The 25,252-nt window shown below is 72.4% G+C and carries 23 protein-coding genes, 1 other RNA gene and 1 pseudogene; 12 read left to right on the top strand and 13 right to left on the bottom strand.

Features of this window, described 5'->3' with window-relative positions:
* Positions 1–13 precede the first annotated feature (13 nt).
* Complete coding sequence (locus ACFY2L_RS02820; RefSeq protein WP_390821304.1) at positions 14–769, bottom strand: MerR family transcriptional regulator; 756 nt, start codon at positions 767–769, stop codon at positions 14–16.
* A gap of 162 nt (positions 770–931) precedes the next feature.
* Here ACFY2L_RS02820 and ACFY2L_RS02815 point away from each other — a divergent pair, with 162 nt between their 5' ends.
* The 4 genes and pseudogenes from ACFY2L_RS02815 to rnpB all read left to right on the top strand — a co-directional run bounded on the left by ACFY2L_RS02815 (position 932) and on the right by rnpB (position 3,726).
* Positions 932–1,510: a Uma2 family endonuclease gene (locus ACFY2L_RS02815; protein ID WP_390655634.1), complete on the top strand. Its 579-nt coding sequence runs from the start codon at positions 932–934 to the stop codon at positions 1,508–1,510.
* A 69-nt stretch (positions 1,511–1,579) separates the two neighbouring features.
* Positions 1,580–2,401 carry a helix-turn-helix domain-containing protein gene (locus ACFY2L_RS02810; RefSeq protein WP_390655635.1) on the top strand — a complete coding sequence of 274 codons (822 nt, stop codon included), beginning with the start codon at positions 1,580–1,582 and terminating at the stop codon, positions 2,399–2,401.
* A gap of 22 nt (positions 2,402–2,423) precedes the next feature.
* A pseudogene (locus ACFY2L_RS02805) lies at positions 2,424–3,206 on the top strand (DMT family transporter); the annotation flags it as partial.
* Between the two features lie 115 nt (positions 3,207–3,321).
* Positions 3,322–3,726, top strand: an RNA gene (gene rnpB / locus ACFY2L_RS02800) — RNase P RNA component class A.
* Positions 3,727–4,106: 380 nt separating this feature from the next.
* Here the strand turns inward: rnpB and ACFY2L_RS02795 are convergent.
* The gene (locus ACFY2L_RS02795; RefSeq protein WP_390821303.1) at positions 4,107–4,676 is read right to left on the bottom strand and encodes a DoxX family protein; all 570 of its coding nucleotides are present in this window, start codon (positions 4,674–4,676) and stop codon (positions 4,107–4,109) included.
* A 130-nt stretch (positions 4,677–4,806) separates the two neighbouring features.
* Between ACFY2L_RS02795 and ACFY2L_RS02790 the strand changes: the two genes are divergently transcribed.
* Complete coding sequence (locus ACFY2L_RS02790) at positions 4,807–5,133, top strand: nuclear transport factor 2 family protein (protein WP_390655658.1); 327 nt, start codon at positions 4,807–4,809, stop codon at positions 5,131–5,133.
* A gap of 68 nt (positions 5,134–5,201) precedes the next feature.
* On the opposite strand, the gene ACFY2L_RS02785 is transcribed toward ACFY2L_RS02790, so the two are convergent.
* Positions 5,202–5,936, bottom strand: coding sequence for an ABC transporter ATP-binding protein (locus ACFY2L_RS02785; protein WP_390655659.1), 735 nt, complete (start codon positions 5,934–5,936; stop codon positions 5,202–5,204).
* Between the two features lie 185 nt (positions 5,937–6,121).
* Positions 6,122–7,582, bottom strand: coding sequence for an ABC transporter permease (locus tag ACFY2L_RS02780; RefSeq protein ID WP_390821302.1), 1,461 nt, complete (start codon positions 7,580–7,582; stop codon positions 6,122–6,124).
* Positions 7,583–7,806: 224 nt separating this feature from the next.
* Here ACFY2L_RS02780 and ACFY2L_RS02775 point away from each other — a divergent pair, with 224 nt between their 5' ends.
* Positions 7,807–9,144: a D-alanyl-D-alanine carboxypeptidase gene (locus ACFY2L_RS02775; protein ID WP_390821301.1), complete on the top strand. Its 1,338-nt coding sequence runs from the start codon at positions 7,807–7,809 to the stop codon at positions 9,142–9,144.
* Between the two features lie 257 nt (positions 9,145–9,401).
* Here the strand turns inward: ACFY2L_RS02775 and ACFY2L_RS02770 are convergent, their stop codons facing one another.
* Positions 9,402–10,163, bottom strand: a complete 762-nt coding sequence (locus ACFY2L_RS02770; protein ID WP_390821300.1) for an SDR family oxidoreductase — start codon at positions 10,161–10,163, stop codon at positions 9,402–9,404.
* Positions 10,164–10,319: 156 nt separating this feature from the next.
* On the opposite strand from ACFY2L_RS02770, the gene ACFY2L_RS02765 reads away from it, so the two are divergent.
* Entirely contained in the window at positions 10,320–11,960 is a 1,641-nt protein-coding gene (locus ACFY2L_RS02765) for an alkaline phosphatase D family protein (protein ID WP_390821299.1), read from the top strand.
* Positions 11,961–11,973: 13 nt separating this feature from the next.
* Here the strand turns inward: ACFY2L_RS02765 and ACFY2L_RS02760 are convergent, their stop codons facing one another.
* The 3 genes from ACFY2L_RS02760 to ACFY2L_RS02750 all read right to left on the bottom strand — a co-directional run bounded on the left by ACFY2L_RS02760 (position 11,974) and on the right by ACFY2L_RS02750 (position 15,467).
* Positions 11,974–12,960, bottom strand: coding sequence for a small ribosomal subunit Rsm22 family protein (locus ACFY2L_RS02760; protein WP_390655664.1), 987 nt, complete (start codon positions 12,958–12,960; stop codon positions 11,974–11,976).
* Positions 12,961–13,062: 102 nt separating this feature from the next.
* Positions 13,063–14,229: a serine hydrolase domain-containing protein gene (locus ACFY2L_RS02755; RefSeq protein WP_390655665.1), complete on the bottom strand. Its 1,167-nt coding sequence runs from the start codon at positions 14,227–14,229 to the stop codon at positions 13,063–13,065.
* Entirely contained in the window at positions 14,184–15,467 is a 1,284-nt protein-coding gene (locus ACFY2L_RS02750; RefSeq protein ID WP_390655666.1) for a multidrug effflux MFS transporter, read from the bottom strand. Before ACFY2L_RS02750 ends, ACFY2L_RS02755 begins: the two co-directional genes overlap by 46 nt.
* A gap of 87 nt (positions 15,468–15,554) precedes the next feature.
* Here ACFY2L_RS02750 and ACFY2L_RS02745 point away from each other — a divergent pair, with 87 nt between their 5' ends.
* The 3 genes from ACFY2L_RS02745 to ACFY2L_RS02735 all read left to right on the top strand — a co-directional run bounded on the left by ACFY2L_RS02745 (position 15,555) and on the right by ACFY2L_RS02735 (position 18,177).
* Positions 15,555–16,556, top strand: coding sequence for a Gfo/Idh/MocA family protein (locus tag ACFY2L_RS02745; RefSeq protein ID WP_390655667.1), 1,002 nt, complete (start codon positions 15,555–15,557; stop codon positions 16,554–16,556).
* A 132-nt stretch (positions 16,557–16,688) separates the two neighbouring features.
* Positions 16,689–17,330 (top strand): TetR/AcrR family transcriptional regulator, encoded by a 642-nt coding sequence (locus ACFY2L_RS02740; protein ID WP_390655668.1) that lies wholly within the window; start codon positions 16,689–16,691, stop codon positions 17,328–17,330.
* 115 nt (positions 17,331–17,445) lie between these two features.
* Complete coding sequence (locus ACFY2L_RS02735) at positions 17,446–18,177, top strand: bifunctional DNA primase/polymerase (RefSeq protein WP_390655669.1); 732 nt, start codon at positions 17,446–17,448, stop codon at positions 18,175–18,177.
* A gap of 21 nt (positions 18,178–18,198) precedes the next feature.
* On the opposite strand, the gene ACFY2L_RS02730 is transcribed toward ACFY2L_RS02735, so the two are convergent.
* The 4 genes from ACFY2L_RS02730 to efeO are packed head-to-tail and all read right to left on the bottom strand — an operon-like array spanning position 18,199 to position 22,446.
* Positions 18,199–19,212, bottom strand: coding sequence for a hypothetical protein (locus ACFY2L_RS02730; protein ID WP_390655670.1), 1,014 nt, complete (start codon positions 19,210–19,212; stop codon positions 18,199–18,201).
* Positions 19,160–20,044 (bottom strand): iron uptake transporter permease EfeU, encoded by an 885-nt coding sequence (gene efeU, locus ACFY2L_RS02725; RefSeq protein ID WP_390655671.1) that lies wholly within the window; start codon positions 20,042–20,044, stop codon positions 19,160–19,162. The genes ACFY2L_RS02730 and efeU overlap by 53 nt, the downstream gene beginning before the upstream one ends.
* A gap of 3 nt (positions 20,045–20,047) precedes the next feature.
* The gene (gene efeB / locus ACFY2L_RS02720) at positions 20,048–21,295 is read right to left on the bottom strand and encodes an iron uptake transporter deferrochelatase/peroxidase subunit (protein ID WP_390655672.1); all 1,248 of its coding nucleotides are present in this window, start codon (positions 21,293–21,295) and stop codon (positions 20,048–20,050) included.
* Between the two features lie 11 nt (positions 21,296–21,306).
* Positions 21,307–22,446: an iron uptake system protein EfeO gene (gene efeO / locus ACFY2L_RS02715; protein ID WP_390655673.1), complete on the bottom strand. Its 1,140-nt coding sequence runs from the start codon at positions 22,444–22,446 to the stop codon at positions 21,307–21,309.
* Positions 22,447–23,343: 897 nt separating this feature from the next.
* Here efeO and ACFY2L_RS02710 point away from each other — a divergent pair.
* Both ACFY2L_RS02710 and ACFY2L_RS02705 read left to right on the top strand, forming a co-directional pair.
* Entirely contained in the window at positions 23,344–23,997 is a 654-nt protein-coding gene (locus tag ACFY2L_RS02710) for a PhzF family phenazine biosynthesis protein (protein ID WP_390655674.1), read from the top strand.
* A gap of 117 nt (positions 23,998–24,114) precedes the next feature.
* Positions 24,115–24,372 (top strand): hypothetical protein, encoded by a 258-nt coding sequence (locus tag ACFY2L_RS02705; RefSeq protein WP_390655675.1) that lies wholly within the window; start codon positions 24,115–24,117, stop codon positions 24,370–24,372.
* A 96-nt stretch (positions 24,373–24,468) separates the two neighbouring features.
* Here ACFY2L_RS02705 and ACFY2L_RS02700 read toward each other — a convergent pair whose 3' ends face one another.
* The gene (locus ACFY2L_RS02700; RefSeq protein WP_390656187.1) at positions 24,469–25,116 is read right to left on the bottom strand and encodes a heme oxygenase (biliverdin-producing); all 648 of its coding nucleotides are present in this window, start codon (positions 25,114–25,116) and stop codon (positions 24,469–24,471) included.
* Positions 25,117–25,252 lie beyond the last annotated feature (136 nt).

Here is a 25,252-nt window from a genome sequence, read left to right as displayed (position 1 = left end):
TGCCCACGTCGTCTCACCGTCCCTCCTCCGTGAGGATGCGCAGCGCCCGGCGGATCGCCTCCGCCTGGGCGGGGGCGAAGTCGGCGTACAGGGCGCGCAGGAAGCTGTGGTCGAGGTCGAGGGGGGCGGCCTGCGGGAGCAGCTCGCGCGGGGTGCACTCGGCGAGCCGGCGGGCGGCCCGCTCCACCCGTGGGTCGTCGGGGCGGGCGTCGGCCAGCGCGTCCAGCAGCGCGTACGCCTCGTTGGCCCGGGCCACCGCCTCCGGCGACCGTACGACCTCGCCGACCGCCGCCAGCAGCCGTTCACGCTCCTCCGGGGCCGCGGCCGTCTCGACGAGGGCGAGCACCTCGCGGTCGCGGGCGGCCATGGGGGAGTCGGACAGCTCGGCCGCCGTGCGCGCGAACAGCGCGGCCAGCTCGGGGGAGACCGGCCCCTCGGCGGGCAGGTGCCCGGCATCCAGCAGGGCCCTCAGCCGGGCCCGCCGCTCCCGGATCGCGGTCTCCTGCCGGGCCAGATCCTCGTCCAGCTCGGTGAGCACCTCGACGAGATCCCTGCCGGCGTCGTCGGCGAGGACGTCCCTGGCCTCCGCCAGCCCGAGGCCCAGCTCGGTCAGCCGCCGGATCCGGGCGAGCGTGACGGCATGGCGCAGGGTGTAGTCCCGGTAACCGTTCGCACGCCGCTCGGGTTCGGGGAGCAGCCCGAGGTGGTGGTAGTGCCGGACGGTCCGCGTGGTGACGCCGACGGCCTCGGCGAGTTCTCCGATCCGCATGGGACCAGTAGAGAGGTTGACGTCGCGGCAGGGTCAAGCGGCGAGGCGGCGCCTGACGCCGGGCTTGGTCGTGTGCCACGATCGAGGGAACTGTTCCCGATCTCACGGGCAGGTGATCTTCCGATGTCCCAGTCTGGCGAGCGACCGAAGGAGGGGCGTGACATGACTGCCATGGCCCATGAGCCGCTCACGCAGGAAGAGGTCCTGCTGGAGGGCTTTCTCGCCCTGGACACCCCGGAAGGTTTCCGGGCGGAGCTTGTCGAGGGGGAGATCGTTGTGACACCGCCGCCGGACGGGGATCACGAGAAGTACATCAGCCGCATCGTGAGGCAGGTGATCAGGCGGGCGCGCACCGATATGGACTTCTCCGGCAACAAGGGACTGAAGCTGCAGAAGGCGGAGGGCTGGCCCAAGGACCATGTGATCCCGGACGCCACATTCAGCCCGGTCGAACTCGACCTGTTCGGGGGCGCCGACTCTTGGATGCCCTGCGATGGCGTGGCCATGGTGCTGGAGGTCACCTCCACCAAACCCAAGGCCGACCGCGAGGCCAAACGCCGCTGCTACGCCCGCGCCGGCGTCCCGCTCCACCTGCTGGTCGATCGCGACACATCCGAGATCACGCTCCTCAGCGACCCGAGACAGGACGACTACCGCCAGCGCTGCACCCTCCCCTTCGGCAAGCCGCTCACCCTCCCCGAGCCCTTCGCCTTCGACCTGGACACCTCCGACTTCCTCTGAACGCCGCCCCCGGCATGAATCGACCCTTGACGGCGTTGCACCCTCAAGGTGACAAGGGGGTACCAGCCGATGGGTGAGCAGGCGATATGGACACGGGCGCGGCTCGGCCGCTGTGGACCGCCCCTCGATCTGCTCACCGCCCGCTTCGACAAGCACGTCTTCGCCCCGCACGCCCACGACGAGTTCACCGTCGGCGTCTGCGTCGGCGGCTCGGAGATCATCGACTACCGGGGCGGCCACATCCGCAACGGCCCCGGTGCCATCGTCGTCCTCGCCCCCGGCGAGCCGCACACCGGCGGCCCAGCCAACGACACCGACGGTTACGCCTACCGCGCCCTGTACGCCGGCCTGGCCCTGCTCACGGAGGGCGTCCTCGGCGGCGTACCGCACTTCCGGGAGCCGCTGATAGACGACCCGGAACTCGCCGCCGCCCTGCGCGCCACCCACACCGAACTCAGCGTCTGCCCCGACCCCCTGGAGACCGAGTCGCGCCTGCCCTGGCTGCTCACGGCCCTGGCCCGCCGCCACTCCACGGCCCGCCCCGCCCCCGACACCGTCCCCGGCGCCGACCGCATCGCCCGCGCGGTGCGCGACCGCCTGGCCGACGAACTCCTCGAACCCCCCACCCTCACCGACCTCGCCGCCGACCTGGGCCTGTCCCGCTACCAGCTCCTGCGGGCCTTCCGTACGACGACCGGCATGCCTCCCTACGCATGGCTGGCCCAGTACCGCGTGACGAGGGCCCGCACCCTCCTCGAGACGGGCCTGCGCCCCGCCGAGGTCGCCCCGCTCGTCGGCTTCGCGGACCAGGCACACCTCACCCGCTGGTTCCGCCGGGTCCTCGGGGTCACCCCGGCGGCGTACCGCAACAGCGTTCAAGACGGAGGGTGACCCGGCGGCCGACACTGCCCGCATGACTGCACGCGGCTGGTTCCTCTTCTCCCTCATGGGAGTGATCTGGGGCATCCCCTACCTGATGATCAAAGTGGCGGTGGACGCCTCGATCTCCCCCTCCATGGTGGTGTTCACGCGCTGTGCGCTGGGCGCCCTGCTCCTGCTGCCCTTCGCCCTCCGCCAGGGCGGTCTGTGGCGGACCGTCCGCACCCACTGGGTGCCCATGCTGGCCTTCGCGTGCATCGAGATCATCGGCCCCTGGTTCACCCTCACCGACGCCGAGCGGCACCTGTCGAGCTCCACCGCCGGCCTGCTGATCGCGGGCGTCCCGATCATCGGCGTCGTGGCGGCCCGCTTCCTCGGGGACGGCGAGGGACTGGGCGTACGGCGGACGGCAGGCCTGGCCGTGGGTCTGGCGGGGGTGGCGGTCCTGACCGTGCCGCACCTGACGGGCGGCGACGCGCGGTCGCTGGCCGAGGTCCTGCTCACGGCGGTGGGCTACGCGACGGCCCCGCTGATAGCGGCCCGCCGCCTGAAGGACGTCCCCACCCTCCAGCTCATCGTCCCCTGCCTGACCCTGGCGGCACTCGTCTACGCACCGGCGGCCGCCGTCACCTGGCCCGACCGGACCCCCTCGGCCGAGGTCCTCGCGGCCCTCGCCGCCCTGGGCGTCCTCTGCACGGCCGTCGCCTTCGTCGCCTTCCTGGAACTGATCAAGGAGATCGGCCCGACCCGCTCCACCGTCATCACCTACGTCAACCCGGCGGTCGCAGTAGCCGCGGGCGCCCTGTTCCTCGACGAACCGCTGACCCCCACCATCCTGGCCGCCTTCGCCCTGATCCTGACGGGCTCGGTGCTGGCGACGGCGGCTGGTCCTCGGCGGGACAGCCGCCCGGTACCATGGTCGACACGGCAGACGAGCCGGGCGGACGGCCGCGTGGAGTCCCCTCAGGGGGCTTCCCGAGGAACGTCCGGGCTCCACAGGGCAGGGTGGTGGCTAACGGCCACCCGGGGTGACCCGCGGGACAGTGCCACAGAAAACAAACCGCCCGGCGCTCCGGCGCCGGGTAAGGGTGAAACGGTGGTGTAAGAGACCACCAGTGCCCAGGGTGACCTGGGCAGCTAGGTAAACCCCACCCGGAGCAAGGTCAAAAGGAGCGCCGTGAAAAGCGCTCTGCGCGGACGTTCGAGGGCTGCCCGCCCGAGTCCGCGGGTAGACCGCACGAGGCCGGCGGCAACGCCGGTCCTAGATGGATGGCCGTCTCCCCGGCCGCCGCGAGGCGACCGGGCGACAGAACCCGGCGTACAGCCCGACTCGTCTGCCGCTCTCTGCGGCTTTGCCTGGGAAGGGCCTCTGATCTGCGACGGTTGGGCACGCGTTGGAGCTCGCCGCCGCGTCGGTCCGCTCCGACCTGGTTCTTCGCTTGTTACTCGAGACTCTCAGGGCGGTCGGTGCTGTGGTCACCGAGGAGCAGTACGCCCGATACACGGATCTGTGCGAGCGCCTGGGCTATCACCAGAACTACATTCGCAACTACGAGCGTCTGCTACCAGGGCGAGGCGACTGGAACTGATCGACCCCTGTGAACCTCACCGGTACACGCCAGCCCGTACCCTCGCCACCGCGGGCAGCCGCCGACAACTGGAGCCCTTGCTCCCGGGAGTTCGGGCGCGGGATCCGCGGTGCGGTCGGATCGGCTCGTCACCGCTCCCCGGACAAGGCCTCCTGCTCGTCGAACAGCGCCGTCTGTTCGCCCTGCTCCGCGCGGTCCAGGCGCTTTCTGCGGGCGCCCACCACCAGGGCCGTCACCAGGCCGGTCGCCGCGAGGGCCGTGGGGACCATCCAGCCCCGGTCGAAGACGTGGCCGAGGGCGTGGTCGAGGGAGAGGCGGCCGGGGCCGGCGATGGCGAGGCCGGTGGCGGCCAGGCCCAGGGTCGCCGCGTACTCGTAGCCGCCCTCCTGGTTGAAGAAACCGTTGGGGGTGTGGACCGCCGACGCGCCCGTCATCGCGCCGGCCGCCGCCGCGCCCGCCGCCGGGGTGGCGAGGCCCAGGGCCAGCAGCGCGCCGCCGCCCGCCTCGGCGAGGCCCGCCGCCGTTGCGCTGGCCTTGCCGGGCGTGTAGCCGACGGTCTCCATGAACTGACCGGTGCCCTCCAGTCCGTGGCCGCCGAACCAGCCGAACAGCTTTTGCGTGCCGTGGGCGGCCAGCACGCCGCCGGCGCCCAGCCGGAGCAGCAGCAGGCCCAGATCACGTCGGTCGAAAGAGGTCACGGTGACTCCCTGAGCAGACAGCAGCGGCAACCCCCCTCGCGTTTCCACCGTCGCACCCTTCACACCCACCCGGCTCCTCCGGCACGCCGTTCGGGTGGCGGGGGTCCCGGGGCGGTGTGACGCTGCCCGTATGACGATCCAGACCGGAAGACTCAGCGACCCGGCCGTCCGGGCCTTCGTCACCGCCGTGAACGCGCATGACCGGGAGACGTTCCTCAGCCTGCTGACGCCGGACGCGACCATGGCAGACGACGGCTCCGACCGTGACCTCACCGAGTGGATCGACCGCGAGATCTTCTCCTCGAACGGCCACATCGACGTCGAGAGGGAGCGGGACGCGGGGCGTTCCCTCGTCGCCCGCTACCGCAACGACACGTGGGGCGAGATGCGCACCAGGTGGCAGTTCAGTGTCACCGACGACGGCCACATCTCCCGGTTCGAGACCGGCCAGGCGTGACCCGCCGCCAAGACGGACGGGCCGCTCACCCGAGTCGGTGAGCGGCCCCTGCCCCGGTGCCGGAAGGCTCAGTAGCCCTGGCTCCCGTGGTCCGCGTACGGCTGCTGCCGGGCGTACGCCCGCGCGTCGCCCTGTTCGGTCAGCGTGATCTGTCCCGCCTTGATGGTGGCCAGACGCGGGGCGCGGCGGGCGATCGACGAGTCGTGGGTGACCATGACGAAGGTCAGGCCGTACTCGTGCCACAGGCCTTCCAGCAGGCCCATGATGTCGTCGCGGGTGCCCTCGTCGAGGTTGCCGGTGGGCTCGTCGGCGAGGAGCACCTTGGGCTTCTTCACCAGCGCGCGGGCGATCGCGACGCGCTGCTGCTGGCCGCCGGAGAGTTCGGAGGGGGCGTGGCCGAGGCGTTCGCCCAGGCCCACCGAGCGCAGTGCCTCCGCCGCCCGCTCGCGCCGCTCGGCCGGCTTCACGCCGAGCGGGACGAGGGCCGTCTCCACGTTCTCCTGCGCGGTCAGCGTCGGGATGAGGTTGAACGACTGGAAGATGATGCCGATCTTCTCGGCGCGCAGCCGGGTCAGCTTGGCCTCGCTGATGCGGGCGAGGTCGACGCCGTCCAGTTCGACGCTGCCCTCGGTCGGGCGGTCCAGGCCGCCGATCATCTGCAGCAGGGTGGACTTGCCGCCGCCCGTCGGGCCCTGGATGACGAGCTGGTCGCCGTCCTCGATGGTGAGGTCGATGCCGCGCAGCGCCTCGACGGTCTCCTTGCCGCGCGAGTAGCGCTTGGTGACGCCGGTCAGTCTGTACATGGGTAGCTCCGTAGCCGCGTAGGGGGAGAAGAAGAGGGGTGGGGCGCCGCGTGCCGGGGGGGAAGGGGTACGCGGCGCCCCTGCTCAGGGGGTGCCTCGGTCCGGGGCACCGCCTCCTCGGGGTGCCTCAGTCCGGGGGCACCGCCTCCCGGGGGAGTGGAGGCGGTTGCCCGGCCGGAGGGGTGTTACGACACGCTGCGCAGCGCGTCCGCCGGGCGCATCCGCGAGGCGCGCCAGCCGCCCATCGCGCCGGCGATCAGACCACCGGCCACCGCCAGGCCCACCGCGAGCGCGATGGTGGTCCCGGAGACGGGCGCCGACAGGGCGATCTCCATCGTGTTGGAGGCCGACTGCTGGCCCGGACCGCCCCCGCCGGGGCCGCCGCCCATTCCGCCGCCGCCGGTGTTGCCGAGCTCGGCCGTCAGCTTGGGGCTGACCGCGGTCACCGCGTACGCGGCCGCCAGGCCCAGGGCGATGCCGAGGGCGCCGCCGAGCAGACCGTTGACGATGGACTCGCCGACCACCTGCCGGGTCACCCGGCGGCTCGGCCAGCCGAGCGCCTTCAGGGTGCCGAACTCACGCACCCGGCGGGACACGGCCGAGGAGGTGAGCAGCGCGGCCACCAGGAAGGCGGCGGCGAGAACGGCGATGGACAGCCACTTGCCGACACTGGTCGCCAGGTTGGAGGCGGTGGACAGGGAGCCGGAGACCGTCTCGGCCAGGTCGGCGGAGGTGGTGACCGTCGTACCGGAGATGTTCTTCTGGATCGTCGCCTTGACGGTGTCGATCTGCTGGGAGTCGGTCGCCTTGACGTAGATCGTGGTGACCTGGTTCTTGGCGTCGGCGAGGGTCTGTGCCTCCTTCAGCGGCAGGTAGACGTCGGTGGTGGACTCGCTGCTGTCGGGCGTCGCGATGCCGATGATCTTGTACTTGGTGCCGGAGATCTTCAGGGTCTCGCCGACCGTGTACTTGTTCTCCTTGGCGTACGACTTGCTGACGACCGCGACCTTCGCGTTGGTCTGCGCGGAGGTGAACGTCACGCCCGAGGTGATCTTCGAGCCGGCCAGCGGGCCGAGGTCCTGGTCGGTGACGTCCACACCGGCCACGGAGTAGGAGTTGACGTCGAAGGAGGCGCCGCCGCCCTGGACCTGCGGGGCCGCGGTGGAGCCGCCGCCCTGACCGCCGGGACCGCCCTGGCCGCTGCTGCCGCTGGTGGAACTCTGCGCCTTGCCCTGGGTGAAGGAGCCGTTGACCTTGGTGACGTTCAGCGTGAGCGCGCCGACCGCGGCCGACACGCCCTTCTGTGCGGCGACCTCGGCCACCAGCGAGGACTTCAGGGCCTGACCGCCCTGGGTCATCACCCGGTCGGAGCTCTGCTCGGTGTCGTCGTCGTCCGACTTCGCGTCGAACTCGAATCTGGGCTGGCCGGAGCTGTTGCCGGAGGGTGCCGTGCGGGCCTTGGTGACCGTCATGTCGGTGCCGAGGCCGTACAGCGACTGCAGGACCTTGTCCTGTGCCTGCGTCATGCCGGCCGACACCGAGTTGACGGTGATGACCAGCGCGATACCGAGCGCCAGACCCAGTGCGATGACCAGGGCAGCCTTCTTGCGCCGGCCCAGCTCGCGCTTGAGATAGATGCCAAACATCCCGTTCCTCGAAGGTTCTTGGCGCCCGCTGTGGGCGCGGCCCAAAAACTAGGGAGGAACCTTTGAGCCGGACTGAGTAAAGGATGTGTGAGGACTGAGAATGCGGGCCGGATCCGGGCCGCCGCCTCAGAATTCCATCAGACAGCTCATTCCTAAGCTGTGGAGGGGGTTTTCCCAGGTGGAGCGGGTTGGCTGCCCACAGGATCCCCTTGTACGGTCCCGCCGTGCACGCATTCACACGCCCTTCACGGCGGTCCCTGCTCGCCTTCGGCGCACTCGCCCCGCTCGCCGCGGCCACCCCTGCCGCCGCCGCGACCGGCACGGTGATCGGCGGCGCCCGGCTCGCCCGTGACGGTGTCCAGGCGACCCTCACCACCGGTCTGCCGAAGAAGCTCACCGCCCGCGCCTGGCTGCTCGCCGATTACGACACCGGCGAGGTGCTCGCCTCCTACCGCGCGCACCGGCGGCTGGCGCCCGCCTCCACGCTGAAGATGCTGTTCGCGGACACCCTGCTGGGGAAGTTCGAGCGCACCGAGCGGTACACCGTGACCGACGCGGACCTGGCCGGCCTTCCTCCCGGCTCCAGCCTCGTCGGACTCGAGCCCGGGGTCACCTACACCGTCGAGCAGTTGTGGCAGGGCGTGTTCCTGCGCTCCGGCAACGACGCCGTGCACATCCTCGCCCTGATGAACGGCGGGGTCGCCAAGTCCGTCGCCGACATGCGGGCGAAGGCCGCCGATCTGCAGGCCCTCGACACCCATGTCGTCAGCTGCGACGGCTACGACCACACCGGCCAGCTCTCCTCCGCCTACGACCTCACCCTCTTCGCCCGGCACGGGCTGCGGAACGCCGACTTCCGCGCCTACTGCTCCACCAAGGCCGCCGACTTCCCCGCCGGCGGGCGCAGGACGTTCCGGATCGAGAACACCGACCGGCTGCTGTCGGGGACGTACGGAGTCACGCCGTACGACGGCATGATCGGGGTGAAGAACGGCTACACCACGCACGCCGGCAACACCTTCACCGGCGCCGCCACCCGCGACGGCCGCACCCTCCTGGTCACCGTCCTCCATCCCGAGAGCGGCAACAACGCCGTGTACGAGGAGACGGCCGCCCTCCTGGACTGGGGTTTCGGGAAGGGCGGTTCGGCGGGGTCCGTGGGCAGGCTGGTCGATCCCCTGAGCGAGGGCGGCGCGAGCGCGTCACCCTCCGGGAGGACACCGCACGCCGGGGCGCAGGCGGCGGAGGACGGGGGCTCCGGTGGAGGCTGGGGCGTGTTCGGCGGCGCCGGGGGCGCGATCCTGCTGCTGGCGGCGGGAGCCTACGAGGCACGGCGCAGACGACGGGCCGAAGGGGCGCCGGGAACGGCGCGGCGAACGACGACGGACCCGCGGCCCGCGACGCACGAGACCCCCCATGCGGCGACGCACGAGACCCCCCATGCGGCGACGCACGAGACCCCCCACCCCGCGACGCAGGAGACCCCCCAGGCCACCACGCGCGAAACCCCCGACCCCGCCCCGCGCGAAACCCCCGACCCCGAGCCCGGCTCGCCGCGCTGAACGTCGAGGCAGCCGCTCCACGGCCCCGGTGCGTACCTCGCGGTCCCATGCGAGGTCCACCCCCAACCCGGTGCCGTGGAGCGGCTGCCCTCCCCCCTCGGTATGGCTCGACCCGCGGAGCGCCCCGCGGAAATTCCGTGCGCGAAGTGTGAAGTTCTCGTGCAGGAGAGTTGAGCATAAGTCCGCTACCGGCCGCAATGGCCCGGATGGTCAAATTCCACTTGTAGGGGTCGAGGAACTGACGGCCCGTGGGCCCCTCACCCGCGCCCCACGTACGGCATCGCCGTCGCCAGCACCGTCGCGAACTGCACGTTCGCCTCCAGCGGCAGCTCCGCCATGTGCCGCACCGTGCGCGCGACATCGGCCACGTCCATCACCGGTTCCGGCGCGATCTCGCCGTTGGCCTGCAGCGCGCCCGTCCGCATCCGCGCGGTCATGTCGGTCGCCGCGTTGCCGATGTCGATCTGCCCGACGGCGATGCCGTACGCCCGGCCGTCCAGCGAGAGGGACTTCGTCAGCCCGGTGAGGGCGTGCTTGGTCGCGGTGTAGGGCGCCGACAGCGGCCGGGGCGCGTGGGCCGAGACCGAGCCGTTGTTGATGATCCGTCCGCCCCGGGGGTCCTGCTCCTTCATCTGCCGGAACGCCGCCTGCGCGCACAGGAACGCCCCGTTGAGATTGGTGTCCACCACATGCCGCCAGGCGTCGTAGGGCAGTTCCTCGAACGGCACGCCCCCGGGCCCGAACGTCCCCGCGTTGTTGAACAGCAGATCCAGCCGCCCGAACCGCTCGCGCACGGCGGCGAACAGGGCGGTCACGTCGTCGGGGCGCGACACGTCCGTCCGTACGACGAGACTCGCGCGCTCGGGCGCCGACGCGGCCGTCCCCGCCAGAGCCTCCTCACGCCGCCCCGCCAGCGCCACCGACCAGCCCGCGCACAGCAGTTCCACGGCCACCGCCCGCCCGATGCCGGACCCGGCACCGGTGACGATCGCGATCCTGGGAGTCCGTTCGGCATCCATGCCGCCGCAGCGTACGGCAGACCGGACGTCGTCGTCCGTCATACGGAACGCGCCCGTCCGCCATCCGACCGTCGTGCGCGTGTCCCCCCGGCGACGCTCCCGGGTCGTCCCCGGCCACTCCAATGCCAGGGACACCCACCGTCAGGGGAGGACCGGATGACACCCGCAGCACGCCCGTCCCCGCACGCCCCCGAACTCCGGGCAGCCGCCCGCCACATCGGCCGCCGCCGCTTCCTCACCGTCACCGGCGCGGCCGCCGCCCTCGCCTTCGCCGTTAACCTGCCGGCCGCCGGCACCGCGGCCGCCGCCGAACTCGACCCCGCGCGCATCACCGACGACCCCTTCACCCTGGGCGTGGCCTCCGGCGACCCGCTGCCCGGCTCCGTCCTGCTGTGGACGCGGCTCGCCCCCGCCCCTTACCAGCCCGACGGCGGACTGCCCGCCGAACGGGTCGCCGTGCACTGGGAACTGGCCCACGACGAGAACTTCCGGCGGACGGTCAGACGCGGCACGGCCACCGCGCACCCCGAGTTCGACCACACGGTCCACGTCGAGGTCCCCCACCTCGACCCCGACCGTGTCTTCCACTACCGCTTCCGCGTCGGCGACTGGGTCAGTCCGACCGGCCGCACCCGCACCGCGCCCGCCCCCCACGCCCGTACCTCTGCCCTCACCCTCGCCGCGGTCTCCTGCCAGGCGTACGCCGACGGCTACTACACCGCCTACGGCCATCTCGCCCAGGAGGACGTCGACGTGGTCTTCCACCTCGGGGACTACCTGTACGAGTACGCCGTAAATCCGGTCGGCAACCACCGCAACTACACCGACCGCACGCTCCCCGACGTGTTCAACCGCGAGACGGTGACCCTGGAGGACTACCGGCTGCGCTACGCCCTCTTCAAGTCCGACCCCGACCTGATGGCCGCGCACGCCGCGCACCCCTTCGTCGTCACCTGGGACGACCACGAGACCGAGAACAACTACGCCGGCGACCTCCCCGAGAACGACGTCCCGCCGGAGGAGTTCCTGCTGCGCCGCGCCTCCGCCTACCGCGCCTACTGGGAGAACCAGCCGCTGCGCCGCCCCCAGCTCCCCGACGGCCCCGACATGCGGCTCCACCGCCGCCTGCACTGGGGCGAGCTCGCCCAGTTCGACGTCCTCGACACCCGCCAGTACCGCTCCGACCAGGCCTACGGCGACGGCGCGCAGCTGCCCGGCCCCGACATCGACGACCCGGCGCGCACCATGACCGGCGACACCCAGGAGCGGTGGCTCCTCGACGGCTGGCGCGCCTCACGGGCGCTGTGGAACGTCGTACCGCAGCAGGTCACCTTCTCCCAGCGGAAACTGGACCTGAACCCGGTCGCCAAGCTGTCCATGGACGCCTGGGACGGCTACCGCGCCTCCCGCCGCCGCGTCCTGGACGGCGCGAAGGCCGCCGGCGTCGACAACCTGATGGTCCTCACCGGCGACGTGCACGTCGGGTACGCCTTCGACATCAAGGACGACTTCGACGACCCCGCCTCCCGGACGCTCGGCACGGAGATCGTGGCCACCTCGATCGCCAGCGGCCGCGACGGCTCGGACAGGCCCGCGAACTGGAACACCTACATGACGGCCAACCCGCACCTGAGGTTCTACAACGGCCGGCGCGGCTACGTCACCGTCACCCTCGGCCGCGACCTGGCCCGCGCCGACTTCAGGACCGTCCCGTACGTCACCACCCCGGGCGCCCCGCTCACCACGGCCGCGTCCTTCGTCACGGAGACCGGCGACCAGGGACTCAAGCCGGCCTGACCCCCGAGGGCTCCTACGACGCCGGCGGCCAGGCGTCGCCCCAGGCCGCGTCCCGGGCCGCCTTGTACAGGTCGCCGTGCTTCTTCGTCACCGTCGTGCGGCCCAGCCGCTCCTCGGCCTCGCACAGGTCGAGGAGCACCTGCCCCTTGCGGATCTGCGGCCGGCGGACCACCCGGGAGGCGGCGGGGGAGACGGGGAAGCGGGCGGCTGCCACGTACGAGAACTTCTCGTCCTCGTACGGCAGCGAGCCGCCCTTGACCTGCCGGTGCAGGGAGGAGCGGCTGACCCGCGCCGAGAAGTGGCACCAGTCCTCGCCGGGCACGATCGGACAGGCGGCGCTGTGCGGGCAGGGCGCGGCGACCCGGAATCCGGCGGCGATCAGCCGGTCACGGGCCTCGATGATCCGGGCGTAGCCGTCCGGGGTGCCCGGTTCGACGATCACCACGGCCTGCGCGGCGGACGCGGCGGCGTCCACCAGGGCGGCGCGGTCGGCGGCGGCCAGCTCGTTGAGGACGTAGGAGACGGTGACGAGGTCGCAGCTCTCCAGGGCCAGGGCGGAGCCGATGCGGGCCCGCAGCCAGCGCGCGTCGCCGAGCGCCGGGTTCGCGGCGGCCACCTCGCGGCCGAGGGCCAGCGCGGGCTCCGCCCAGTCGAGCACGGTCACCGGGCGCGTCCCCTCCCAGGTGGCGCTCACCGCCCAGGTCGCCGCGCCCGTCCCGCCGCCCACGTCGGTGTGGCTGCCCGGCGTCCACTCCGGTACGGCGTCCGCGAACGCCTCCAGCGCCGAGCGCACCGCCTCGAAGGTCGCCGGCATCCGGTACGCGGCGTAGGCGGCGACGTCCGCGCGGTCCCGCAGGATGGGCGCGTCGGTCGGGGTCGCGCCCCGGTAGCTGGCGATGAGCCGCTCGACGGCCTGAGCGGCCTGCCGGGGCGGCAGGCCGTCGAGGAGTTCCGCGAGAGCGGTGCGGAGGGTTTCGGCGGCGGACACGGAGACGTTCACCTGGCGATTATGAGGCACCCGGCCGCGGTGCCGCCCTCGCTGGGAACAGCGCCCCCAGCCGGGCAGGACGGCGCGGCCCGGCGCCCCGGCGCCACGAGCCGCTCACCGCACCGCCATCGCCATCCGCGTCCCCGCCAGCGCCCGCGGCGCACTGTCCGGCGTCCTGCGCACCGGATGCACCGTGTTCGCCAGCAGCACCACGAAGGTGTCCGTGGCCGGGTCCAGGACCAGTGAGGTCCCGGTGAAACCGGTGTGGCCGGCCGCGCCCTCGCCGGCCAGCTCGCCCATGAACCACGGCTGGTCCACGGCGAACCCCAGTCCCGGCGGCGTCAGCAGCAGCTCCACGAAGTCCGGGCCGAGGATGCGCGCGGGGCCGTACGAGCCGCCCGCGAGCAGGGTGCGGCAGAAGACGGCGAGGTCGCGGCCGGTGGAGAACAGGCCCGCGTGACCGGCCACCCCGCCCAGCGCCCACGCGTTCTCGTCGTGCACCTCGCCCCGCAGCATCCCCCGGTCCGCCTTCGCCCACGGCCGCCGCTGGTCCTCGGTGGCCGCCGCGCCCGGACAGGGCCCGAACCGGGTGGACGTCATGCCCAGCGGCCGGGTGATCCCCTCGTGCACGAGGACGTCGAGGGAGCGTCCGGTCAGGCGCTCCAGGAGCTGCTGGAGCAGCAGCATGTTCAGATCGGAGTACACGTACGTGCCCGGCTCCGCCACCGGTGTCTCCGCCCGCAGCAGCTCCAGCCGCTCGGCGTCGTCCGCGCAGGCGTACAGCGGCAGCTCGGGGCGGAGCCCGGAGGTGTGGGTGAGGAGGTGGCGGACGGTGAGGCCGTGGGCGGCGGCACCGCGGAAGTCGGGCAGGTAGGCGCCGACGCGGGCGTCGATGCCGAGGGTGCCCCGCTCGATCTGCTGCACCGCCGCGACCGACGTGAACAGCTTGGTGAGGGAGGCCAGGTCGAAGGGGGTGCCGACGGTCATCGGGACGCGGGCCTCCGGCGGCAGCTCCACCCCCGCGTCGCGCCCCGGGTCGTAGGCCTCGTACCGCACCGCCCAGCCCGCCGCCTCCTGTACGGCGATCACCGGGCCGCGTCCGGCGACGACCACGGCGCCCGCCGCCCACGGCCGGTCGCCGACGGTCAGGTCCATGACGTCGAGGACGAGCAGGCGCATCTCCTCGGGGTCGAGCCCCGCCCGTTCCGGGGTGTCGACACGCAGTCTCGGCGCGCTCAGTGCTCGGCTCCCTCCGCCCCCGTGTTCTTCCAGGGACGGCACATTCCCACGAAGCAGGCCATCGCCACCAGTGCGGCCGCCAGTTGGACGACGGCCATCGGGACGGCCGTGTGCTCACCGGCGATCCCGACGAGCGGGGAGGCGACCGCGCCGATGAGGAACGAGGAGGTGCCGAGGAGCGCGGAGGCGGACCCGGCGGAGTGGCGGACCCGCATCAGCGCGAGCGTCTGGGCGTTGGGCAGCGTCACACCCATCGCGGACATCAGCACGAACAGGGCCGCCGCCACCGGGGCGAGCCCCACCTCGCCGAACGCGCCGCCCGCCATCAGCAGCAGCGCGGCCGCGGCCAGCGCCACCACCGTCAGACCCACGGCCAGCACCCGGTCCAGGCGGACCCGGCCCACCAGCACCTTGCCGTTGACCTGCCCGACCAGCACCAGCCCGACCGAGTTCGCGCCGAACAGCAGACCGAACGTCTGCGGCGAGGCGCCGTAGATCTCCTGGATCACGAACGGCGAGGCGGATATGTACGCGAACAGCGCGGCGAAGGCGAAGCCGCCGGTCAGCATGTAGCCGGTGAAGGGCAGGTCGGCCAGCAGACGGCGCATCGAGCGCAGCGCCTCGCCGACCCCGCCCGCGTGCCGCTCGGCGGGCTCCAGCGTCTCCGGGAGCCTCGCCCACACCAGCGCGGCCAGCGTCAGCCCCACCACCGTGAGGACCGCGAACACGCCCCGCCAGTCCGTCACCCGCAGGATCTGCGCGCCGATCAGCGGCGCCACCACCGGGGCCACCCCGGAGATCAGCATCAGGGTGGAGAAGAACCGGGCCATCGCCACACCGTCGTACAGGTCCCGGACGACGGCCCGCGCGATCACGATCCCGGCCGCGCCCGCCAGCCCCTGCGCCAGCCGGAACGCGATCAGCAGCTCCACGGTGGGCGCGAGCGCGCACAGCACCGTCGCCACGACGTACACCGCGAGCCCGGCGAGCAGCGGACGGCGGCGCCCCCACCGGTCGCTCATCGGGCCGACCACCAGCTGCCCCAGCGCCATGCCGGCCAGACAGGCGGTCAGCGTCAGCTGCACGGTCGCGGCGGGGGCGTGCAGATTGCGGGTGACCTCCGGCAGGGCCGGGAGGTACATGTCCATCGACAGCGGGGGAGTGGCGGTCAGACCGCCGAGGACGAGGGTGACCAGCAGGCTGGTGCGGCGCCGCGCACGCGGGGGCGGCGCCACGGCCGTCGTCTCCGACACCTTCGGTGTCGCCCCACCCTCCGGCATACGGCCGCCCCTCCCTGTGCGATGTCTGCGCCACCTATGCTCTCAGCTCGAACGGACTGCTGGTACGGCCACGAGGGCGGGCGGGGTATGACGACGGACACGGTGCGGTGGGGAATCCTGGCGACGGGCGGGATCGCCGCCGCCTTCACGGCGGACCTGGTCGACCTGCCCGACGCCGAGGTCGTCGCCGTCGGCTCGCGCTCGGAGGCCTCGGCGCGGGCGTTCGCCGAACGCTTCGGGATCCCCCGGGCCTACGGCGACTGGGGCGCGCTCGCCGAGGACGCGGACATCGATGTCGTCTACGTCGCCACCCCGCACGCCGCCCACCGCACCGCCGCCGGGATGTGCCTGAAGGCCGGCCGGGGCGTGCTGTGCGAGAAGCCGTTCACGCTCAACGTGCGCGAGGCCGAGGAACTCGTCGCGCTGGCCCGGGACAACGGCCGCTTCCTGATGGAAGCCATGTGGATGTACTGCAACCCCGTGATCCGCCGGCTCAAGACCCTCGTCGAGGACGGCGCGATCGGCGAGGTCCGCACGGTCCAGGCCGACTTCGGTCTGGAGGGTCCCTTCCCTCCCTCGCACCGGCTGCGCGACCCGGCGCAGGGCGGCGGCGCCCTCCTCGACCTCGGCGTCTACCCCGTCTCCTTCGCCCAGCTCCTGCTCGGCGAACCGTCCGGGATCTCCGCGCAGGCGGTGCTGTCCGCCGAGGGCGTCGACCTCCAGACCGCCCTCGCCCTGTCCTGGGAGTCCGGCGCGCTCGCCGCCCTGCACTGCTCGGTCACCGGCGGCACCGGCACCACCGCCTCCGTGACCGGCTCCCGCGGCCGCATCGACATCCCGTCCGGGTTCTTCCACCCCGACCGTCTGGTCCTGCACCGCGCCGGCCGCGATCCCGAGGAGTTCGCCGCCGACCCGGCCGACGGCCCCCGGACCACCTTCCGGCACGAGGCCCGCGAGGTCATGCGCGCCCTGCGGGCCGGCGAGACGGAGTCCCCGCTGGTACCGCTCGACGGCACCCTCGCGGTGATGCGCACGCTGGACGCGGTACGGGAGCGGATCGGCGTGCGGTACCCGGAGGAGCGGATCTAGGGGGTGTTCCGAAAGTCCCGCACAGCACCCGCGGCGGGCGGCGTCCGCCCCGTCGCGGCACCGGGCACCGGGCGGGTCCGCGGGGCGCCGTTGGCGAGACGCCCCGTCTCACCCCCTTGGTACGGTCGCCCCATGGTCACCAAGCCCGCCAGGTCCGCCCAGCCCGCCAAGCCCGCCCCCGACACCACCCGCCGCAGCGAGAGATCCCGGCGCGCCATCTACGAGGCGGCCCTCGCCCTCGTCGCCGAGGCCGGCTACCCGAGGACCACGATCGAGGGAATCGCCGCCCGGGCCGGCGTCGGCAAGCAGACCATCTACCGCTGGTGGGGGTCGAAGGCCGACGTCCTGCTGGAGGCGTTCCTCGACCTCGGCGAGCAGGCCGCCGAGGCCGCGGGCCAGGTGCCGTACACCATCCCGGACACCGGCGACCTGGCCGCCGACCTCAAGGGCGTCCTGCGCGCCACCGTCGACGAGCTCCTCGACCCCCGCTTCGAGGCACCGGCCCGCGCCCTGTCCGCCGAGGGCGTGGTCAACGAACAGCTCGGCCGCGAGTTCGTCGCCAAGCTCCTCGAACCCCAGCTCCAGGTGTACGTCGACCGTCTGCGCTCCGCCCAGCGGGCCGGCCTGCTCCGCCCCGAGATCGACCCGCGCATCGCCCTGGAGCTCTTCGTCTCCCCGCTGGCCCAGCGCTGGCTCCAGCACACGGGCCCCATCTCCTACGACTACACCGACACCCTGGTCGACTACGCCCTGTACGGCCTCGTCCCCCGTTAGGGCTCCCGCGTCACATCCGTCCCACCTGCCCCGATTAGGGCCTCGGGACCCCCGATGCGCAGGATGATGGGACCATAGGGCATGCTGTCCGCATCACAGCGAGGCGAGGGGATAGATGAGCGCGGAGTTCGGCGGCCTGAGCGGCCTGCGGGGCAGACTCACCCGGTGGCTGCGGGGAAGCGGCCCGACGGAAGGCGCCGACGACGGCGACCGTGAGGCCCTGCTGCTCGCCGCCGCGGGCGCGGGTCTGCCCCTCGCACCCGCCGCGTACCCGGCGGCCGGCTACCGGTGTTCCTGCGACCGCGTCGGCTGTCCGACCCCCGCCCGGCACCCGGTCTCCTTCGCCTGGCAGACGCAGTCCACCACCGACCGCGCGCAGATCGAGCGCTGGGCCCGGCACCAGCCGCAGGCCAACTTCATCACCGCGACCGGCATGACCCACGACGTCCTCGACGTACCGCTGGAGGCCGGCCGCCAGGCCCTGGAACGGCTGCTCGGCTCCGGCGTCGAGGTCGGCCCGGTCGCCGAGAGCGACGACGGCCGCATGCTGTTCTTCACCCTCACCCGCGGCACTCCCGAGGACGAGGACGAGTGGTGGCCCTGCGAGCTGGACTGCCACCCCGAGACCATGGACGAACACCCCGGACTGCGCTGGCACTGCCGGGGCTCCTACGTCCTCGTCCCGCCGGCCCGTCTGCCGGGGGACGACGGACAGTCGGTGCACTGGCTGCGGGGCCCCGAACACCCCCTGCCGGACCCCCTGAGCCTCCTGGAGGCCCTGACGGACGCATGCGCCCGTCACGTGACCGAACAGGACCACGCGGCGCCGGGATGGCAACGCCTCTGAGCGCCGCACCCGGGCGACGGGCTATTCCCCCTTCGCGCCCGTCAGCCCCTCCAGCCGGCTGAGCAGCGAGACCTTCCCGTCCCCCGAGCCCTTCGCCGGATCCAGGGCCAGCTCGTTCGCCACGAACTCCATCGTCAGCGACTGCTTGATCTCCCCGGTCGTCAACGCCCGCACACTCTCGTTGGGCGTGGGCACCGACGCCCCGGCCGCGGCCGTCTGCTTGACGTAGTGGTGCGTGGAGAAGAACACCAGCGCCCCGCCGTCCTTGGTCCGCAGCGCCAGCGGAGCGAACGCGCCGTCCGTCAGCGGCTCGTCGATGTACTGCTGCACCAGGCCCGGCTTCCTGGAGTTCTTCGCACGGGTGGTCCGCAGCTCGCTGGTGTACGTCCCGTCCGCGAAGACGTCCCCGCCGTCCTTCAGATGGACGGCGTAGTCCTCGCTCAAGTCCTCGGGCGCCCGCGTCAGTCCGGCGGACTCCGCCGGCACGGCCTCGGCCCAGCCGTCCTTGTCCTTGGCGAACTCCGGCATCGCGCCCGGCGCCACCAGCGTCAGATACGCCGCCTGCCACGGCTCGGAGAGGCCGCCGCGGGTGAACACCAGCACCCAGCGGGCGTCGCCCCCCTTGTTGGCCCTGGCGTCGGCGACGAACCAGCGCGGCCAGCCCGCCTTCTTGGGGATCGTGTACGTCACGTCCGAGAGCACCAACGGCGTGTGCTGCGGGTTGCCGTCCGGGTTGTTGACGCTCCCCGCCTTCAACCGCGCCGCGTCGATGGCCCCGACGGCGCCGGTGGTGTACGCGGCGTCCAGGGAACCGTCGTACGCCTTGTCCGCCTTGTTGTACGCGTTGGTGAACTGCCGCAGCGCCTTCGCGGCCTCCGCCCGGGTGGCCGCGGGGAGCACCACACGCTCCCCGTGGACCACCACACAACCGCTCGCCGTCAACGACAGAGCGGTCACGGAGGCCGCGATCAGTACGCGCCGGTCAAGCCTGCGAAGCCTTCGAGGGCCGCGATCCCTGGTCGTCAGGTGCGTCATCAGGTGCCTTCACCTTCCCCTTCCCGGAGGCGAACCCTACCGGGGCGAGGAACAGCGCGAGTGTCGGGACCAGGTACAGCAGCCACACCGTGACCTGGAGGACGGTCGGGTCGGGCTGGAAGTTGAACACGCCCTTCAGCAGCGTCCCGTACCAGCTGTCCGGCGGAATCGTGCCGCTGATGTCGAAGGCAAGGCTGTTCAGACCGGGGATCCAGTCGGCCTCCTGCAGATCGTGGAAGCCGTACGCCAGCACACCCGCGGCCACGACGACGAGCATGCCCCCCGTCCAGGTGAAGAACTTCGCCAGGTTGATTTTCAGCGCCCCGCGGTAGAACAGCCAGCCCAGGAACACCGCGGTCGCCAGGCCCAGGGCCACGCCGATCAGCGGGCGCGGGGTGCCGTCGCCGGCCGCGTGCACCGACGCCCACACGAACAGGGCGGTCTCCAGGCCCTCCCGGCCGACCGCGAGGAACGCGGTGGCGACCAGCGCGCCCGTGCCCAGCTGCAGAGCCGTGTCCAGCTTGTCGTGCAGCTCCGACTTCAGATGCCGGGCGGTGCGCCGCATCCAGAACACCATCCAGGTCACCAGCCCGACCGCGAGGACGGACAGCGAGCCGCCCAGCGCCTCCTGCGCCTGGAACGTCAGTTCCTGGGAGCCGAATTCGAGGACGCAGCCGAAGACCATGGCGATGAGGACGGCGATGGCGATGCCGGTCCACACCGGCTTCAGCGCGTCCCGGCGCCCGGTCTTCACAAGGTAGGCGATGAGGATGCAGACGACGAGCGAGGCCTCGAGCCCCTCGCGCAGTCCGATCAGGTAGTTGGAGAACACGGGCTACGCCTCCTCGGAGAACAGCGTCCGGCCCCACCAGTCGTCCTTGTCGCGGACGCCCGGCGGGACGGCGAAGACCGCCGAACCCACGTGCTGGATGTACTCGTTGAGCGCGTCGGTCGCGAGATTGCGCTGGACCCGGATGAACCCCTCGCGCACGTCCCGCTGGTAGGCGAGGAAGAACAGCCCCGCCTCCAGGCGCCCGAGACCGTCGGTGCCGTCGGTGAAGGAGTAGCCGCGGCGCAGGAGGGTCGCCCCGCCGTTGGAGTCGGGGTGCGCGAGCCGCACGTGCGCGTCGGGCTTCATCGCCTTCAGGAACGGCTCGTCGCGCTCCTTCGCCTTGCCGACCGGCGCGCCCTCGCCCTTGTCCCGCCCGAAGATGTCCTCCTGCTCCTGCAGGGAGGTGCGGTCCCAGGTCTCGATGTGCATGCGGATGCGCCGGGCGACGAGGTACGAGCCGCCCACCATCCAGTCGGGACCGTCCTTCTCGTCCACCCACACGAACTTCTTCAGCCGGTCGGTCTCGGTGCCCGCGATGTTGCGGGTGCCGTCCTTGAAGCCCATCAGGTTGCGGGGCGTCTGGGCGTCCGGGGTCGTCGAGGACGTCTTGCCGAAGCCCAGCTGCGACCAGCGGATGGAGACCTTGCCGAAGCCGATCCGGGCCAGGTTGCGGATCGCGTGCACGGCGACCTGCGGGTCGTCGGCACAGGCCTGCACACACAGGTCGCCGTCCGAACGGGTCGCGTCCAGGGCGTCCCCGGCGAACTTGGGCAGGTCGACGAGGGCGTCGGGCCGCTGGTCGGCGAGCCCGAACTTCGCGAACAGGGAGGGGCCGAAGCCGATCGTGAGCGTCAGCCGCGAGGGCTTCAGACCCAGGGCCTCGCCGGTGTCGTCCGGCGGCGCCTCGACGAGCCCGCCGTACGCCCCGTCACCGACCGTCTTCCCGGCCGTCATCCGGCGCGCGGCCGCCGTCCAGTCCTTGAGCATCTGGACGAACTCGGCGCGGTCGGTGGTCTTCACGTCGAACGCGGCGAAGTGCAGCCGGTCCTGGACGGGCGTGGCGATGCCGGCCTGGTGGGCGCCGTGGAAGGCGACGGCCGCGCCCGTCTCGGCGGCCGTCGGCTCGATGTCGTCGCCGGTCCGGGTCATCGCCACCGCTCCGCCGGCCGCGACGGCGCCGAGCGCGAGCCCGGCACCGCCCCAGCCGATCAGCGAACGGCGGGTGGGGCTGCTGCTCTGGGTCTCGGTCATGGACGTGCCTCCTACTTCACCACGGCCGCGGCGAGCTTCGAGAGGGGCTCCGCGAGCGCGTTCACCGCGTCGGAGAGCTCCTTGCGCTGGTCCTCGGTGACCTTGTCGTAGGAGACGAAGTCGTAGGAGGTCTTGTCCGAGCGGTACTGGTCGAGCAGTGCGTTCAGCGCCGCGAACTGCTTGTCGAGCTCGGTGGTCAGCGCCTTGTCGTTGGTCTGCGCGACCGGCTTGAGCAGGTCGTACGCCTTCTGCGCGCCCTCGACGTTGCCCTTGAAGTCGGTGAGGTCGGTGTGCGAGTAGCGGTCCTCCTCACCGGTGACCTTGCCGGTGGCGACCTCGTCGAGCAGTTCCTTGGCGCCGTTGGCCATGGAGGTCGGGGTGATCTCGGCCTTGCCGACCCGCTTCTGCCAGTCCTCCAGATCGGTGACGAGCCGATCGGCGAGGGTCTTCTCCTCGTCGCCGATCTTCTTGTCCTGCCAGAGGGCCTTCTCCAGCCGGTGCCAGCCGGTCCACTTCTGACCGTCCTCGAGGCCGTCCTCGCGCACGTCGACCTTCGGGTCGATGTCGCCGAAGGACTCGGCCACCGGCTCGGTGCGCTCCCAGCCGAGGCGGGAGGGGGCGAAGGCCTTCCGGGCGGCGGCGAGGTCGCCGGCCTTGACCGCCTTCACGAACGTCTCGACGAGCGGGATGGTGGCGTCGGCCTGCTCCTGGACGTACTCGCGGTAGTCGGCGACGGCCTTGTCCAGCTTCGGGTTCCGCTTGACGGCGGTGCCGCCGGTGACCGTGAGGTCCTGGCGGATTCCGTCGCCCTTCATGCCGGGCTTGCAGGCGATCTGGTACGTGCCCGCCTTCACCTCGGCGGTGACGCGCTGCTTGGTGCCGGGGCCGATGTTCTCACGCTCGGTGACCACGCGGTCGTCCGGGAAGAGGACGTAGACCTCGGTGACCTTGGAGCCCTTGTTCGCGATGGCCAGTTCGACGTGCCCGGCGGAGATCTCCTTCTTGGAGGTCTCGCACTTGGAGTCGGTGGCGGTCACGTTGATGACCCGGTCGCCGTCTTTGGCGTCGCTCTTCGAGGTGCAGCCCGTGACCGCGGTGACAGCGGTCACGGCGGCTACGGCGGTGAGGACGGACAGTCTGGCGGCTCGCATTCGGGCTCCCAGCGATGGCTGAATATTCGCGTTGCGGGACTCACAAGGATTGGTGAGCCTCGCCTAACTTATCCAAGGCTTACCTGCGTAATACCCGCGCGTGCCGTGATTCAGCTCTCATAGACGGTGTAAGAGCACGGGAGGGTCACGGTGGCTCAAAACGAACCCCAAGAAAAGGTCAAAGGAGATTCAAAGATTCCGCTTCCCCGCAAGCCCCAGCCGCAGCACGCATGCGCAGCCAGGGGCCGGGCACCCACGCCCCCGAGTGCCCGGGGCGGAGCCCCGCCCCTGAAGGGGCGCGGGGAACTGCGCGACCGGCCCCGACGGACCCGCGCCCGCCCCGCCGGGGGCCGCCCGGCGGGACCGCGCGGCCCCCGGCCTGGGTCGCGGACCCACGCGCCTGGGTGGGGCTCGGGGCGGAGCCCCACCCCTGGAGGGGCGCGGGGAACTGCGCGACCGGCCCCCACGGACCCGCACCCGCCCGGCCGCACCACGCCGCCCCCGGCCGGGGTCGCGCACCCACGCGCCCGGGTGCCCGGGGCGGAGCCCCGCCCCTGGAGGGGCGCGGGGAACTGCGCGACCGGCCCCCACGGACCCGCACCCGCCCGGCCGCACCACGCCGCCCCCGGCCGGGGTCGCGGACCCACGCGCCCGGGGGTCCGGGGCGGAGCCCCGCCCCCTGAGGGGCGCGGGGAACTGCGCGAGCGGCCCCGACGGACCCGCGCCCGCCCGGTCGCAGCACGCCGTCCGGCGGGACCGCGCGGCCCCCGGCAGGGCGTCGTGCGAGCGGCCCCGACCAAACCCGCGCCCGCCCGGCCGCAGCGCGCCGCCCGGCGGGGCCGTGACGGTGGACGGCCGTGCTCACCGGCCACGGCCCCGCGGTGCTTCAATTTCCGGGTGACTGATTACGACGTGCTCCGCGTCTTCTGCGCGCCGAACGGCGGCTACGGCAACGAACTGGGCGTGGTTCGCGACGGCTCGGTGCTGCCGGACCGGGAGGACCGCCAGGCCCTCGCGGCGAAGCTCGGCTTCAGTGAGACGGTGTTCGTCGACGACCCCGAGCGGGGGGTCATCGACATCTACACGCCCACCGTGCGCCTGCCCTTCGCCGGCTACCCGTGCGTGGGCGCCGCCTGGCTGCTCGACGTCCCCGAGCTGGTCACACCGGCCGGCGTGGTGGGAGCCCGGCTGGACGGGGAGTTCAGCTGGATCGAGGCGCGCGCGGAGTGGGCCCCGCCGCGCACCTTCCGCCAGTACGCCACCGCCGCCGAGGTCGAGGACCTGAGCGTGCCGCCGCCCGGCGAGTGGATCTACGCCTGGGCGTGGGAGGACGAGCCGGCGGGCCGGATCCGCGCCCGGGGCTTCCCCGGCCGGGGCGACGGCATCGAGGAGGACGAGGCGACCGGCGCGGCGGCGCTCCTGCTCACCGAGCGGCTCGGCCGCGCGCTGAACATCACCCAGGGCGCCGGATCCCAGATCCTGACGGCCCCGCAGCCGTACGGGTGGGTGGAGATCGGCGGCCGGGTCTGCCTGGAGGGTGCCGAATCCTAACGGCGGCTACCGGCGTCCGTGGTGTTCTGGGCGGCCGTACGGGTGGTCCCGCGTGTGCGCCCGGAGGCGAACGGTTACCTCTGGGCGTGACCACTCCGCCTCCATGAGAGGAGCATCATGCGTATCCGATCAGTTCTGGCCGCGACCGTCCTGGGGCTCGCCCTGGCCACCGCCGGCGCCACGAGCGCCGTCGCAGACGAGGGCCCCCGCCATTACGGCAACGACCACTACGGCTCGGAAGGCCACTACGGCCACGCGGAGCATGGCAAGCACCACGGCGTCCACGCGGGCCCCGTCTGCAGCCCGTACTTCGGCAAGATCGACACGGTCTCCAGCGACATCGTCTGGGGCGGCGCGCACTGCGGCTGGTTCTGACGGGACCGACCCGGCACCGGGCCCCTTCCCGACAAGGGAAAGGGGCCCGGCCCGTGCACGGAGCGGCCGCCGGCCGCAGGGCCTCGGCCGCCGGCCTCAGGCCGAGAGCGGGAACTCCTCGCCCAGCGCCCGGAACACGGCCGTGTTGAGGGCGAAGGCCCGCTTGCACTCGGCGACGATCCGCTGCTTCTCCAGGTCGTCCGCGCGCACCCCGTCCAGCCGTTCCCGGTAGTCCCGCTTGAACGCCGCCGGGCTGCCGATCTCCTCGAAGACGTAGAAGCGGACGCCGTCGCCCTTCTTCTCGAAGCCCCAGGCCCTCTCCGCCCGGTCGCGGATGATCTGGCCGCCGGAGAGGTCGCCGAGGTAGCGCGTGTAGTGGTGGGCGACGTACCCGGCCGGCCACCGCCCGGCGCACTCCCGCACCCGGTCCGCGTACGCCCGCGTCGCCGGCAGGGCCGACAGTCCCGCCCGCCAGCCGGGTCCCCGAAGGTGCGCCAGGTCCCGCTCCAGCGCGGCCAGCCGGAACAGCTCGGGCCGGACGAAGGGCCCGGCGACCGGATCCGACGCCAGCCGCTCGACGCCGGTCTCCAGCGCCTCGTACACGAACCACAGCTGTTCGGTGTAGCGCGCGTAGGCGTCGATCCCGAGCCGCCCGCCGAGGAGGTCGCTCATGAACGTCGAGGTCTCGGCCTCCACGTGCTGTGCGTGGGACGCCGTGCGCAGGAGTGCCGAGAACGAGGCCATGGGCTCCAGATGATCCATACGGCACATCCTCTGAGGTAAGGCTTACCTAAGTCAACGTCCTGGCAGCATCTTGCCGACACCGTGTCGGTAAAAGCGTACAAGGAAAGGCCCGCCCTCCCACAAGAGCAGGAAAGCG

It is taken from the genome of Streptomyces sp. NPDC001381 (genome assembly GCF_042895685.1).
In the GTDB taxonomy this organism is placed as follows: domain Bacteria; phylum Actinomycetota; class Actinomycetes; order Streptomycetales; family Streptomycetaceae; genus Streptomyces.
The sequence above is the reverse complement of the archived record's forward strand: the minus strand, read 5'-3'. Positions and strand labels throughout refer to the sequence as shown.